This window comes from Arthrobacter sp. PAMC25564 (assembly GCF_004798705.1).
Classification (GTDB): domain Bacteria; phylum Actinomycetota; class Actinomycetes; order Actinomycetales; family Micrococcaceae; genus Arthrobacter.
The window spans coordinates 4,120,494-4,134,239 of record NZ_CP039290.1 but is presented as its reverse complement, the minus strand read 5'-3'; the positions used below and the strand labels follow the sequence as shown (position 1 = coordinate 4,134,239).

Below are 13,746 nucleotides of genomic sequence, written 5' to 3'. Positions count from 1 at the left end.
TCGTGCGCATACTCCCCGGCCGAAGCCGAGGAGTATCCAATGATGCCGCACGGTAATTGTGCGCCACATCACAAACAGAGTATGTCAGAAATGTGGCGTTGTGGGAATAATGTTACGGATGTCACAGGTGATACTGCTTACACCTCGTGGTGCAGGCTAGTGGCTCCCGAGGTCCAGGGCCTTCTTACGTTCCCGCAACAGTGCCTCGAGGAACTCGCAGATGTGGACCGGTGACTCCACCCGGAACTCGGCCTGGGTGAAATCGAGGCCCACCTTGACGCCCAGGTCGCCGGGGAGCAACCTGCCCAGTGCGTCCTCATCGGTGGTGTCATCTCCGGCGAAGACGACGGCCGTGGCGCCGGCCGCCTGCCTCAGGAACGCGATTCCCTCGCCCTTTGAGGCGTGCACCACCGAGGATTCCAGCACACGGTTGCCGTCCTTCAGGAAGACGCCCGGGCGGTCCTGCAGCGCGGCGCGGGCCGCGGCCACTGCATCCTCGGCGACGTCGTCGGCTGCAAGCCTGGTGTGCAGTACGACGCCGGCCGGCTTGTCTTCCAGCAGGGTCCCGGGCGCTTGTTCCACGATCTCCTGGAGGACTTGGCGGACGTCGGCGAGCAACTGCCGCTGGGCGTCGTCGAGCGTCAGCGGGGAGGAGCCGGGTCCCAGCCAGACTTCCGCGCCGTGGCTGCCGATCAGCAGGGTGTTCTCCGGAGGGAAGGCGACAGCCCGCAGGCTGTCCAACGCCCGTCCCGAGATGAGGGCCGTCGTCGTCCGCGGGAGTCCGGCGAGCCCGGCGAAGGCGGCCGCCGAGCGGGGGAGGGCACGTGAGTCGGCGGCATGGTCCACCAGGGGTGCCATGGTGCCGTCGAAATCCATGGCTACCAGCAGCTGCCCGGTACCGGCGACGCGGCGTACCGCATCCAACAGCTCAGGGGACAGCGAAAGCATCGTCCTGCCGGGATGGCCGGTCCCGGTGCTCCCGCTGCCGCTGCCGCTGGCGTCAGCTGTCATCGCGGATTACCTTCTCGCTGAGCGCGGTCAGGAAGTCGGAGGACCAGAGGTCGACGTCGTGGTCCAGGATCTGCTTGCGCATCGACCGCATCCGGCGCGCCGCCTCGGCCGGCTGCATGTTGACGGCCTTCATGATGGTGTCCTTGAGGCCGTCGATGTCGTGCGGGTTCATCAGCAGTGCCTGCTTGAGCTGGTCCGCGGCGCCGGCGAATTCGCTGAGCACCAGGGCGCCATCGTTGTTGGTGCGTGCCGTGACGTATTCCTTGGCCACGAGGTTCATGCCGTCGCGCAGAGCCGTGACCAGCATGACGTCCGCCGCGAGGTACAGCGCCACCATCTCCTCGATCGGGTAGTTGTGGTGCAGGTAGCGGACGGCGGTGTTCTGCAGGGTGTCATAGGTGCCGTTTATGTGGCCCACCGTGCCCTCGACCTCCTCGCGCAGCAGGCGGTACTGCTCCACCCGCTCGCGGCTGGGGCTCGCAACCTGGATCAGCGCGGCGTTCTCCACCGTGACCTTGCCTTCGGCCAGGAGCTCCTCGTAGGCCTTGAGCCGGTGCCGGATGCCCTTGGTATAGTCCAGGCGATCGACGCCGAGCAGAATCGTCTTGGGATTGCCCATGTCCCGGCGGATTTGCCGGGCCCGCTCGATGATGTCGGGCCTCCGGGCCAGCTCGCTGATCTGCTTGACGTCGATAGAGATGGGAAACGCTTGGGCCCGGGCGATGTGGGTGGTGTCGCCGTCGTTTCCCCTGACATGGACCTGCTGCTGCTTGACGCTGGCGCCGAGGAAACGGCGGGCGGAACGCATGAAGTTCCCGGCGTCACTGCTGCGCTGGAATCCCACGAGGTCTGCGCCCAGCAGGCCGTCAATGATCGCCCGGCGCCACGGGAGCTGGGCGAAGATCTCCGGCGGCGGGAAGGGGATGTGGTTGAAGAACCCGATCTTCAGGTCCGGGCGCGCCTCGCGCAACAGCTTGGGGACGAGCTGGAGCTGATAGTCCTGCACCCAGACGGTGGCCCCGTGACTGGCGTGATGCACGACGGCGTCGGCGAACCTCCGGTTGACCTTCCGGTAGGAGTCCCACCAGGTCCGGTGGAACTCCGGCGGCGCGATCACGTCGTGGTACAGCGGCCACAGCGTCGCATTGGAGAAGCCCTCGTAGAAGAATTCGATGTCGTTCGTGCTCAGTTGTACGGGGACGAGGTCGATCCCGCCGTGGCTGAAGGGTTCCACGGTCTCATCCGGAGCGCCGTGCCAGCCCACCCAGGCGCCGTCGGTCTTGGCCATCATCGGGGCCAGCGCCGTGACGAGTCCGCCGGGGGAGCGGCGCCAGCCGTCCTCGCAGCCGCTCTCCTCCGGAGTGCAGCGGTCCACCGGCAGCCGGTTGGAGACCACCATGAAGTCGTACTTAGCGGCCGCTTCACGGGTTTCCTCGCCGGCTTCCTTAGAGGTTCGGGCACCGTGTTCAGCATGGTCGTGGGCTGTCCGGTCCGTCTTGGCGTCTTCCATTGGTGCCCCCTGGGCTCGCTTGTGGCTCTCAACCCACCCTAGCCCGACGGAATCTTCCGTGCTATTCGTCCGTTGGGACGCTGTGGAGAAACTTGAAGGCGCAAGCTCCCGGTTTTCTCCCCTAAAATGATGAAGTTGCCACTGAGTGGACCATCCCACGCCGATCGACACGAGGAACCAATGAGCCCCGCAAACGAACCACGACAGTCCAAGGCAGAGCGCACTGCCGCGGCCCGCGAGAAAGCCCGTGAGATCCGCGAGGTGCAGCTGAAGAAGGACAAGCGCAACAAGCTGCTCATCGGCTGGGGCATTGTTGTGGCCGTTGTGGCCATCCTCGCCATTGTGGCACTCGTGGTCACCTCCAGTATCAAGAACAACGCCCCGATCGCCGACGAAGGCCCGACGCCGGCCAACGGCAACATCCACGGTGGCGTCACGCTGCTGGCCAACACCGACGTGGCAAAGTCGGACCCGGCAACGGTCAAGATCGCCGATCTTCCCCCTGCTCCGGCCACGCCGCCGGCCGATGTCACGGCCCCCGGCGCGGAGGCTGAGGCCGGCAAGCCGGTCAAGGTGGTCCTCTACGTCGACTTCATCTGCCCGGTGTGCAAGAACTTCGAGGCGCAGTACAACGAGTCCCTGACCAAACTCCGCAATGACGGGAAGATCACGCTGGAATACCGTCCGCTGGGCTTCCTGGACAGCCGCTCCACCACCAACTACTCCTCTCGTGCGGCGAACGCTGCCGCGTGCGTGGCGAATGAGTCCCCCGAGAAGTACTCGGACTTCTTCAACGCCCTGTATGACAAGCAGCCCGCTGAAGGCTCCGCCGGCTTGTCAGATACCGATCTGAAGAAGCTGGCCACCGACGTCGGAGCCAAGAGCATCGACAAATGCGTGGATGACAAGACCTACCGCCCGTACGTCAAGCACACCACCCAGGAGGCCCAGGTCATCGGGGTCACGGGTACGCCCACCGTCTTCGTCGAAGGCAAGCAGTGGGGCAAGGGCGACAGCACCCAGACCCCGTTCGACCAGTTCCTGCAGGCTGCAATCGACGCCAAGAAGTAGCGGCAAGAAGTAGCAGCAAGCCCCGGCGGCAACAGCTGTTGGCCCGGTTCCGGATTCCTCCGGGACCGGGCTTCCTGTTTCCGGTCTGGCGGCGTTTTTGCCAGCGTTTTTACCGCCGGGCATCCTTGGGCTACCCTTATCTAGCGCGCTGGCGCCGGGCCGTTTGCTGCCGGATGCCGCTGCGCACAGGAATGCCTCCTTAGCTCAGTTGGCCAGAGCACCGCTCTTGTAAAGCGGGGGTCGTCGGTTCGAATCCGACAGGGGGCCCTACGAATGTTCTGGCCTGCGGTTTAAATTCGGCTGCCGGGCTCCGAAGAGGTCATGCGAATCTTCCCTCACCATGCACGCACCAGAATCAGTGTTTGCCACCTCCCCGCTCGACTGCCTCGTTCTCTGGCGCCGCCAAATGACCCTGGCCGAACGAGTCAGGAACCGCCCGGGCGTTGAGGGCTTCGTTGCCGCTGCGACGCGCGCGACGACTCGAGGCGCTTTCCACATACCTCGCAAACTTTCCGGCTCACGTTGGTTCATCAGCGCGGATGAAAGTTGCAAAATGACTTGCCGTGAGTATGCCGCTCACGGTGGCTGCCTTTGATGCCGGAGGTGTGAAGTTGTTGGTGGGGCCGGGCAGAGGCGCCATCTCGGAAGCCAGTGATGTCATCCTCGCTGGGACACCGGTGGCCATCGGCAACGCGCGGGAGTCATAGATCATCCTGCGCCCGGAGATGAGCTGGTGACTCGTGCCAGCGGCTTCGGCGAGCTGCGCAACACAGTGACCAGAATGGCATTGGTTTAGAAATATGCCGTCAGCGCCCCGCCCATCAGGCCGGCGACTGGGACGCCAGCGGTGCGCTACTGCCACGGATCTCCATCGCCTCGTGGATCTGCAAGGCGAACCAGAGCTGGGCCAGGGTTGACGTTTCGGTCATGTCCAGCCCTGTCAGATCACCGATCTTCCGGATCCGGTAGATGATGGTCTGCCGGTGGGCGAATAGGGCGGCTGCCGTCTTCTGCCAGGAGCGTTGCATCTCCAGATACGTCTTCAGTGTGAGGATGAGATCCGGCTCGCGGCCCCGCTCGTACTCGAAGACCGGACCAAGGAGTCGTTGGACGAGCGCTTTTCCTTCCTCATAACTTGTCAACCCCAACCACGAAGGGCCTTCGGCATAGCGCACCAGTTGCCTGGCAGCGCCAGTAGTGCCGCCTGCTGTTCCCAACGCCCATAGTGACTCCTGAAGCGCTCTTTGAATGCCGGAAGCGGTGGTCGGGGTACTGACCCCAATCCTGATGCCGGGCGCGACCGCGTGCCGCAAGAGCTCCGCTGAACATTCCGTGGACACCGCGACGTGGAGCCTGTTGAAGTTGCGCAGGCACGCAGTCGCGAAGCCATGACGCCATAGATCCACGTGGACATTGGCCAGATGCTGTCCCTCATCGCTGGACATGGAGACGACCAGAAACTCCTGCGCCGGAATTTTGAATTCGGACAGGCGGCTTTCCAGATCCGTGATCCCGTAACGGCCGTCAAATGCCTGCAGAAGGAACTCGGCACCCAGCCGGAGCCGGTTCTCCAGCCCGAGCACGGTGCGTGACAGCTCCAGACCGAGAACCGTCGCCGCATGGAGCAGAACGATAGCGTCGGGGTGCGGTTCGGACGCCGGGAGGACGACCAGCAGCGCATTGGCGTGCGTTGGAATGTCCATCATGAGGATGTGCTGTTGATCCAGCCGGTGCCACTGGAAATTCTTCGTGGCACCCGATGTCTGCCCGATCAGCGGCTTCAGCTCCTCCGCCAGCTTTGCCGGCAGCGTCTCGCCGTCCGGGTGCCAGGGATGAAGGCAGCGCCGATCCACCACGAACAGCTGCGAATCCAGCTCAGCAGCCACCCCGTGGAGCAGCTTCTGCCAGTGGTTCCCGGCCCCGGCAAACCGCAGAAGGTCATAAATCCTTGCCGTCTGCCGCAGCCTGCGGGATTCCTCCAAATGCGAAGATTCGGCGACCGAGCGGGCAATGGCGATGAACGGCAGGGGATAGGGCACATTGATCACAGGCAATGGGAGGGCATTGCACGCATCCAGGAATTCGGGCAGAAGTTGCGGGGCGTGCATTTTCTCACCGATAGCCAAAGCGCTCGTGCCCGCCCCAACCAGGGCCTGGGCAAGTTCAACCTGTCCGGCGGCATCGGGCGGAATCGACAACCCATTGGTCATCATGATCTCACCGCCGGTCACCCACTCCCACAGCCGCGGAAGATCCGAGGTGTGCGCCCATGTGATGCGGTTCCCCAGGCCCTCGGAACCTGCAATCAGGCTTAGGCCCAGCTGAGGCTCAGCCAGCAGTTCGGCAACGGTAATCACGACCGGGGGCTCCTTCGTTCGGTAAGGGTAGCGGCCTAGACGATTTTATACAGATGTATAGACTCCTTCGTCATTTGTATCCAATTGGCGAATATGCCACGTGATACCGGTCACCCATGATTAAGTCACTTACTTCCCGCTCAACGAAGAGCATTCACGAGAGAGGGTTTGCAATGAGCGCAACGAGCAATCTCATTGATGACGCCCCACTTACAAATTTCCACAAGAAGCTGACCTTCTTCGCCTCAGGCGGTCCGTTTATCGACGGCTACGCGCTGTCAATCATCGGTATCGCCCTGATTACGATGACCCCGAGCCTGCACCTGAGTACCGTGGAAATCGGGCTGATCGGTGCGGCCAGCCTGGTTGGCATCTTCTTCGGCGGGGCCGTCTTCGGGTGGCTGACGGACAAGATCGGCCGGCACAAGATGTACATCGCCGACCTTATCGCCCTGGCCCTGTTCTCCGCCCTCAACGGCTTCGCGACCGAGGTCTGGCAGGTTGTTCTCTGCAGGTTTTTCCTCGGTATGGCCATCGGCGCCGACTACCCGATCGCTACCTCGCTGCTCGCCGAGTTCCTCCCGAAGAAACACCGCGGCCGTCTCTTGGGTGCCACCTTCGTGGTCTGGGCGATCGGCGCCGCAGCTGCCTACGCCGTCGGATACCTGCTCCGCGACACGGGGCCGGACGTCTGGCGCGTCATGGTTGCCAGCCCGGCGGTCTTCGCCATCATCACCCTGCTGTTCCGGCTCGGTACCCCGGAGTCCCCGCGCTGGCTGCTCTCCCGTGGCCGCCGTGACGAGGCAGACGCCGTCATCAAAAAGGTCTACGGCCAGCAGTATGGGCTCGCCGACATCGCCTCGGACAGTGAAGGTCCTGCAAAGCAGGGCAGGTTCCTTGACATCTTCAGGGGCCAGGCCTGGAAGCGCACACTCTTTGTCTCCGTCTTCTGGACAGCCCAGGTCATCCCGCTCTTCGCGGTTTACACCTTCGCGCCGGACCTGCTGGCATCCATGGGCATGACAGGTGACGCCAACCTTTACGGCGGATCCTTCCTGATCTCCATGCTTTTCGTCGTCGGCGGCGTCCCCGGGCTCTGGCTCGTCGAGAAGATCGGCCGCCGCAGGCTGCTCTTGTGGAGCTTCGGCATCATCGTGGTGGCCCTGGCCATCCCGGCCTTCATCCCGAATGTCCAGGCCGCACCGCTCTTCATCGCCCTGGCCATCTTCGCCCTGGCCTCCGGCGCCTCCAGCTTCCTCGAGGTGGTCTACCCCAACGAACTCTTCCCCACAGAGGTCCGCGCCACCGCCGTGGGATTCGGCACGGCAATCAGCCGCGTTGGCTCCGCGGCCAGCACCTACCTGATGCCGGTGGCCATCCTCAGTTTCGGCGCCGCAGGCTCGCTGCTCATCGGCGCCGTCATCTCCCTGGTCGGGCTGCTGGCGACCTTCCTCCTTGCGCCGGAAACCGCCAACAAATCTCTCGCGGAACTCACCACCGAAAAAAGGCCGGCAACCCCGGCAACCATCAAAGAAGGATCACTGCTATGACCACGCACAAGCCAATCGGCCCCGTCGACGCAACGAAGGTACCCCGCTATGCCGGTCTTGGCACGTTCGCCCGGCTGCCTCAAATCGACCGGGTGCCGGACTACGACATTGCAATCGTCGGGGTGCCGTTCGATGGCGGCACGTCCTTCCGCCCCGGCGCCCGTTTCGGGCCCGCCGCTGTCCGTGAAGCATCCCGGCTGCTGCGCCCCGGCTACCACCCGGAGCTCGACGTCGAGCCCGTGTACGAAGCCCAGGTGGTGGATGCCGGCGACATCGCCTGCACCCCCTACGACATCACCCGCGCCGTCCGCGAAATCGAAGAGCAGGCACGGCCCCTGATCAGCAAGGAGAAGAGACTCATCTCCATCGGTGGGGACCACACCATCGCTTTGCCGATGCTGCGGGCCCTGAACCAGGTCCACGGACCGGTTGCCCTGCTCCACTTCGACGCGCACCTGGACACCTGGGACACCTACTTCGACCAGCCGATCACCCACGGAACCATCTTCCGCCGGGCCTTCGAAGAGGGCCTGCTTGTTGAGGACAAGTCCATGCACGTGGGTATCCGTGGCCCGGTCTATGACCGTGACGACTTCCTGCGCGACCACGAGTTCGGGTTCCAGATCATCCGCTGCTCGGATTTGGACGTCATCGGCGTCCCGGCCGCAATCCAGAGGGTCAAGGAGCGCCTGGGCGACACCCCGGTCTACGTCTCCATCGACATCGATGTACTGGACCCCTCCTACGCTCCAGGCACCGGAACCCCCGAGATGGGCGGCCTGCATTCCCGCGAGTTGCTGGCCCTGCTGCGCGGCCTCAGCGGGGTCAACATCGTGGGAGCCGACGTGGTCGAGGTCGCACCGGCCTACGACCATGCAGACATCACCACCCTGGCAGCAGCCACCCTGGTCTTTGACCTTCTGGGGCTGATGGTGAACCGCTCCAAAGGCGCATCCATCATGGGCGACAAAGTCTTGGAAGTCGCCACCGTTTAGGCATGCCTGGCACTGCATGCCACCGGACCTCCGGTGGCATGCAGCGGCAGCGGTAATGGCCCCAGAGGAGTTCCCGCCTTCCCTGGCGTCGCCGCCACCGGGGTCGCTGCCTGGCACGGAGCGTGCCGGTCCTCTGCTACAGGCTGTCTGCGAATGACCCGGGCCCCGCGCCGGGACGTAAGGCCCTAGACCGCGGAATCCCGACGGCGGATTCTTGGCGGTATGAGTGAATCGAACGCGGAATCGAGACCGGACATCAAGTCCAGCCAACTCAAGGAACAGCCCACGGCGGTGGTGCGCGAGACCGTACCGATGAACGCCCTGCGCGACTTCTTCAGCCGTGCCTTCGGGGCGGTGATGGGTGCGGTGCAGCAACAGCATGTCCAGTTGGCCGGCCCGCCGTTCGCGCTGTACCGGGGTATGCCGACCGACGTCGTCGACGTCGAGGCCGGCTTCCCGCTGGCTGCCCCGTTCACACCCGCGGGCGGCGGGGACACGGGGGTGAGCGCTGGATCGCTTCCCTCAGGCCACGCCTACGAGGCGATGCACATCGGTCCCTACGAAAAACTCCAGCAGACTTACGGGGCGATCCAGGCACGCATGCAGGCCGACGGCGTGACCCCGGGAGAGGCGATGTGGGAGTACTACCTCAGCGACCCCGCAGCCGAGCCGGACCCCTCAAAGTGGAAGACGCTCGTCGTCTGGCCGGTGGCCTGAAACCGGCGGCGGACACGCCGAAGTGCGTAGCATCTGCGGGTCCGGACGACGCATAGGGCAGGTTTGGGACCACTATTCTCCAACTGGGTGCATAATGTCCTAAACTGCTTCACTGAGGTGCCTGAAATGGCGCTGCGCAGCAACGAAAGTGAACCCCCGAAATGGCTACCGATTACGACGCCCCACGCAACAAATCAGAAGAAGAATCTCCCGCCGAATCGCTGGAGGCGCTTCAGGCTTCCCGTGGCGGCGGTGCCCAGACGGCTGTTATCGACGTCGACGAGAACGACACGGCCGAAGGCATCGACCTTCCGGGTGCGGACCTGTCCGGCGAAGAACTGACCGTCGTTGTCGTTCCCGAGCAGTCCGATGAATTCACCTGCTCCTCCTGCTTCCTGGTCCGTCACCGGTCCCAGGTCGCCCGTGAAAAGAACGGCATGAAGTACTGCCGCGACTGCGAAGGCTAGGAATCCTCCCGCGTGTTCCAGCTTCACGGCGTTGCGCGCGTCACAGCAAGGAAGCGCGAAGCGCCGGGCCCGCAAGGGTGCCGGCGCTTCGCCGTTCCTAACGGTTGGGCGCCGAACCCGGCGCAGCCCTCGCCAGCAGGCGCCCGCACTCCTAGGCTTAGACTGTCTGGTCGCTTCAGGGGATGGCCCGTTTGGAGGAGATCCAAGTGAGGAAGATCCGGTTTAACAAGATCCACGTGTGGCTCGCCGCCGTGTTGATGGCCGTGGGCCTGGGGCTCCTGGCGCCGGGGCCGGCCGTCGCGGACTCATACTGCGGACTGGTGTGGGGCTCACTGGCCAAGACGGATCCCGCCATGAGCCAGGCGAAGGTGACTAACGTCCGCACTGGCCAGCACTACTGTTTCGACCGGCTTGTCGTCGACCTCAATGGAGCGGCGGCAGGTTACACCGTCCGCTACGTCCCCCAAGTGGTGCAGGACGGTTCCGGGCTCCCGGTCCCGTTGCGGGGCCAGGCGTTCCTCCAGTTCACGGTCAATGCTCCCGCGTACGACGACAGCGGCAAGCCCACCTACAACCCCGTGGACAAGAACGAACTGAGCAACGTGGCCGGTTACCAGACTTTCCGGCAGGTGGCATGGGCGGGCAGCTTCGAGGGGTACGCCAGCCTCGGACTCGGGGTCCGGGCACGGCTGCCGTTCCGGGTGTTTACCCTGGCCGGCCCCGGTGCAGGGTCACGGCTCGTGATCGACGTCGCGCACTTCTGGTGACGCCGGCGCCGGGTTTCTGGCAGGGCGGACGACGGCGGTCCTGCCAGCGGCGCGTCGTCCTGAAACCGCACCGCCTGAACCTTCCCGGGAACACAAGTAAGGCTACTTAGTAAGCTGACGGAGAAATTCCACCGGGACCGTCGCACGCCGGTTGTCCGCTGGGGTAGCGTCTGGGGTATCGGACCTACCCAGGAGGATTCATGAAAGCATCACCGACTCTGACGAACAACCTGCAGGCAGTTCTCGCGGACCTGATTGAACTTCACATCCAGGGCAAGCAGGCGCACTGGAACATCGTAGGCACGAACTTCCGGGACCTTCACCTGCAGCTGGACGAGATCATCGACGCGGCACGTACCTTCGCGGACGACATGGCAGAGCGCATGCGTGCCCTCCACGCGCTGCCGGACGGCCGCAGTGCGACGGTCGCCAAGTCCACCTCCCTTGCCGAATTCCCGGCAGGCCTGATCACCACCAAGGACGCCATCGAGCGGATCGTCGCAGCCCTTGAGGCGGCCGTCGGCACGATGCGCAAGGTCCACGACGAGGTGGACGAAGAGGATCCCACCACGGCGGACCTGCTGCACGCCTTCATCGCCAAGCTGGAGCAGTTCGCCTGGCTGGTAAACGCGGAGACCATGAAGGCCTCGGCCAGCGTCACCACCCCCGACAGCAAGTAGCACCGCTACCTCGAGGGCAGTTGGGCGTCCGACGCCGGGTTCCACCCGGCGTCGGACGCTGCTTAACGTGCCGTGGGCACCTTGCGGAGGACGACGGCGGCGAGGACGGCGGCCCCCGCCATGAGGACCAGCGCGATGGCGGCCGTGACATGGACGCCTGATTCGAAGGCGGCACGGGCCGCGACCGTCATGGCGTCTGCCAGGGGAGACGGCAGGGTTTGGGCCAGCTTCACGGCACCCGCGAGCGTCTCGCCTGCCTGCGCGGTCGCGTGCCCGGTTGCCTGCTCCGGCGCCAGCTCTCCCAGGCCGGCGGGAAGCTGGAGGTTGCGCTGGTAGGAAGCGGTCAGGATGGAGCCGAGAACCGCCGTGCCCAGCAGGGAGCCCACCTCGTAGCCCGTCTCGGAAATCGCGGCGGCCGCCCCGGATTTCTCCGCCGGGGCCGCGGCCAGAATCAGGTCGTTGGAGATGGTTTCCGCGGCGCCGACACCGAGGCAGAGGATCAGCAGGGCAGCCAGCAGGAGCCCCGGCCCGTGGCTGTGGTCGCCGAAGGCCACCAGGAAGTAGCCCGCCGCGCCCAGCAGCAACCCGCCGGCCACCACGAAGCCGGGCCGGACCCGGCGCACCAGCGGCACCACCAGCAGGCCCGCCACGACAGTGGCAATGAGCGCCGGGACCATGGCGACACCGGACTCGGAGGGGGACTGGCCCTCCAGTAGTTGCAGGTGCTGGGCCAGGAACAGGATGAAGCCGTTGTAGGAGAACAAGGCCAGGACATTGGCGGTAATCGCGGTGCTGAAGACCTTGTTGCCGAAGAGGCTGACATCCAGCAGTGGCGACGTCCGGCCTCCGGGCACCTGGTGCCCCTGCTCCTTGAATCTGTGCAACAGGGCCCGCTGTCGCCGGATGAAGATGTAACCCATGAGCAGGCCGAAGCCAATGGCGGCGAGGGGCTCCGCGGCCAGGCCGTGGGTGGCCAGGATCTTGATGCCGTACACCACGGGAACCATCACCAGCAGGGACAGGACGATGCTGGGAAGGTCCACCCGGCCAGGATCCGGGTCGCGTGATTCCGGGATCAGTGCCGGGCCGAGAACCAGCAGCGGCAGGATGATCGGCACCGCCACCAGCAGCACGGCACCCCACCAGAGGTGCTCCACGAGCCACCCGCCGAGGATCGGGCCGAGGGCGGCGCCGCCGGAGAAGCCTGCCGCCCAGATGGCCACGGCCAGCCGGCGTCGGTTGGGCTCCGGGAAGATATTGCGGATCAGGGAGAGGGTGGATGGCATCAGCATGGCGCCGAAGAATCCCAGCCCTGCACGGCCGGCGATCAGCCATTCTGCGCTGGGAGCGAAGGCGGTGGCCGCCGAAACCGCGGCGAAGCCGGTGCTGCCGATAAATAGCAGTCTGCGGCGGCCGATCCTGTCGCCCAGGCTCCCCATCGCCACGAGCAGCCCGGCCAGGACGAGTGGATAGGCGTCGACGATCCAGAGCAGCTGGACGCCGGAGGCGTCGAGGCCGCGGGCGATGGCGGGCAGCGCGAAGGTCAGCGCTGTGTTGTCCACCGCCACAAGCAGGACCGGAGACATCAGCACGGCGAGGGCCAGCCAGTCGCGCCACAGTGTGCGGGGGCCAGCGGGAATGAGGGTGCCGGTGTTGCCGCCACCAGCCGGGGTGAAGGATGTGGTGCTCATGATAATAACTATACCGTCCAGACGGTATAGTTAAGAAACAGGTCCCGGCACCGGGCATGATAGGAAACATGGCCAGAAAACCCGTCGCCCGCGAAGCCGTCCTTGATGCCTTTGAATCCCTCCTGATCGAAGAGGGTGAGCGGGCCGCGACGCTGGACGCCGTCGCACGGCTGGCCGGCGTCTCCAAGGGCGGACTGCTCTACCATTTCCCGAACAAAGAGGCCATGATCGGCGTGCTGCTCGAGCGGTTGGACCGCCTCCTCGCCGAGGATCTCGATGCCATGGCGGCCGCGCCGGAAGGTGCCGGGGCATACTTCATCAAGTCCTCCGTCTGGGCGGACACCCCACTGGACCGGGTCTTCGTGGCTGCCACCCGGTTGGCGGAAGTCGCCCACGAGGAGACCCTGCACCGCTTCGCCGCCGTCCAGGCCCGCTGGCTGGAACTGCTGGCAGCCGACGTCGGCCCCGGCATGGCCAAGGCTGTCCTCTATATGGGTGACGGGCTGTACTTCAACGCCATGCTCGCCCGAGGCCCCGGCGGGCCGCTGCCCGAGGTGCGCGGCGACGTCGAAAGCCTGCTGGCCGCCGTCGAACGGTTGCGCGGCTGAGCCGCGGTGAAAGGGTTCCATCTGTCCGATGCCGCCCCCGGCGTAACCCGGCGGCCGGCGCCTGTCTCCAGTTTGCGGACGCGGGCGGAGCGTAGGACAATGGAGCCTGTGACTGTTGTCACGGCAACTGAATATGCCTTTGATCTGCGGCGGGAGAGTCCTGCAAGTGTGGGTGCAAGCAGGCGCCGTAGGAGCAAATCCTCCCCAGGAATCTCTCAGGCCCACGTACCGCCGCGGCAAGGCAACTCTGGAAAGTAGCAGGCATGTCCTCTGGCATGCCTTGCTCACCGACGGTGCAAGCGGCGCCCTGCGAAAGCACGGC

At 65.0% G+C, this 13,746-nt stretch carries 12 protein-coding genes, 1 tRNA gene and 1 riboswitch; of the genes, 9 read left to right on the top strand and 4 right to left on the bottom strand.

Annotated elements, in window-relative coordinates; all coding sequences use genetic code 11:
- Window positions 1–156 precede the first annotated feature (156 nt).
- Window positions 157–948, bottom strand: a complete 792-nt coding sequence (gene otsB, locus E5206_RS19005; RefSeq protein ID WP_168709419.1) for a trehalose-phosphatase — start codon at window positions 946–948, stop codon at window positions 157–159.
- Between the two features lie 52 nt (window positions 949–1,000).
- Entirely contained in the window at window positions 1,001–2,410 is a 1,410-nt protein-coding gene (locus tag E5206_RS19000) for a trehalose-6-phosphate synthase (protein WP_240690211.1), read from the bottom strand.
- A 291-nt stretch (window positions 2,411–2,701) separates the two neighbouring features.
- Here E5206_RS19000 and E5206_RS18995 point away from each other — a divergent pair, with 291 nt between their 5' ends.
- Together E5206_RS18995 and E5206_RS18990 are read left to right on the top strand one after the other, a co-directional pair.
- Window positions 2,702–3,592 carry a DsbA family protein gene (locus E5206_RS18995; RefSeq protein ID WP_136323852.1) on the top strand — a complete coding sequence of 297 codons (891 nt, stop codon included), beginning with the start codon at window positions 2,702–2,704 and terminating at the stop codon, window positions 3,590–3,592.
- A gap of 193 nt (window positions 3,593–3,785) precedes the next feature.
- Window positions 3,786–3,859, top strand: a tRNA-Thr gene (locus E5206_RS18990).
- Between the two features lie 554 nt (window positions 3,860–4,413).
- Here the strand turns inward: E5206_RS18990 and E5206_RS18985 are convergent.
- On the bottom strand, window positions 4,414–5,949 hold the full coding sequence (locus E5206_RS18985) for a PucR family transcriptional regulator (RefSeq protein WP_136323851.1): 1,536 nt from the start codon (window positions 5,947–5,949) through the stop codon (window positions 4,414–4,416).
- Between the two features lie 173 nt (window positions 5,950–6,122).
- Between E5206_RS18985 and E5206_RS18980 the strand changes: the two genes are divergently transcribed.
- The 6 genes from E5206_RS18980 to E5206_RS18955 all read left to right on the top strand — a co-directional run bounded on the left by E5206_RS18980 (window position 6,123) and on the right by E5206_RS18955 (window position 11,125).
- Window positions 6,123–7,499 (top strand): MFS transporter, encoded by a 1,377-nt coding sequence (locus E5206_RS18980; protein ID WP_136323850.1) that lies wholly within the window; start codon window positions 6,123–6,125, stop codon window positions 7,497–7,499.
- Window positions 7,496–8,494 carry an agmatinase gene (speB, locus tag E5206_RS18975; RefSeq protein WP_136323849.1) on the top strand — a complete coding sequence of 333 codons (999 nt, stop codon included), beginning with the start codon at window positions 7,496–7,498 and terminating at the stop codon, window positions 8,492–8,494. Before E5206_RS18980 ends, speB begins: the two co-directional genes overlap by 4 nt.
- Window positions 8,495–8,716: 222 nt before the next feature.
- Entirely contained in the window at window positions 8,717–9,211 is a 495-nt protein-coding gene (locus E5206_RS18970) for a GyrI-like domain-containing protein (RefSeq protein ID WP_136323848.1), read from the top strand.
- Window positions 9,212–9,372: 161 nt separating this feature from the next.
- Window positions 9,373–9,678 (top strand): DUF4193 domain-containing protein, encoded by a 306-nt coding sequence (locus tag E5206_RS18965; protein WP_136323847.1) that lies wholly within the window; start codon window positions 9,373–9,375, stop codon window positions 9,676–9,678.
- A 257-nt stretch (window positions 9,679–9,935) separates the two neighbouring features.
- Window positions 9,936–10,445 (top strand): hypothetical protein, encoded by a 510-nt coding sequence (locus tag E5206_RS18960; protein ID WP_136324235.1) that lies wholly within the window; start codon window positions 9,936–9,938, stop codon window positions 10,443–10,445.
- Between the two features lie 200 nt (window positions 10,446–10,645).
- Entirely contained in the window at window positions 10,646–11,125 is a 480-nt protein-coding gene (locus E5206_RS18955) for a DNA starvation/stationary phase protection protein (protein WP_136323846.1), read from the top strand.
- Between the two features lie 62 nt (window positions 11,126–11,187).
- Here E5206_RS18955 and E5206_RS18950 read toward each other — a convergent pair whose 3' ends face one another.
- Window positions 11,188–12,816 (bottom strand): MFS transporter, encoded by a 1,629-nt coding sequence (locus tag E5206_RS18950; protein WP_136323845.1) that lies wholly within the window; start codon window positions 12,814–12,816, stop codon window positions 11,188–11,190.
- A gap of 68 nt (window positions 12,817–12,884) precedes the next feature.
- Between E5206_RS18950 and E5206_RS18945 the strand changes: the two genes are divergently transcribed.
- Window positions 12,885–13,424, top strand: coding sequence for a TetR/AcrR family transcriptional regulator (locus E5206_RS18945; protein ID WP_136323844.1), 540 nt, complete (start codon window positions 12,885–12,887; stop codon window positions 13,422–13,424).
- A 140-nt stretch (window positions 13,425–13,564) separates the two neighbouring features.
- A riboswitch (glycine riboswitch) is annotated at window positions 13,565–13,665 on the top strand.
- Window positions 13,666–13,746 lie beyond the last annotated feature (81 nt).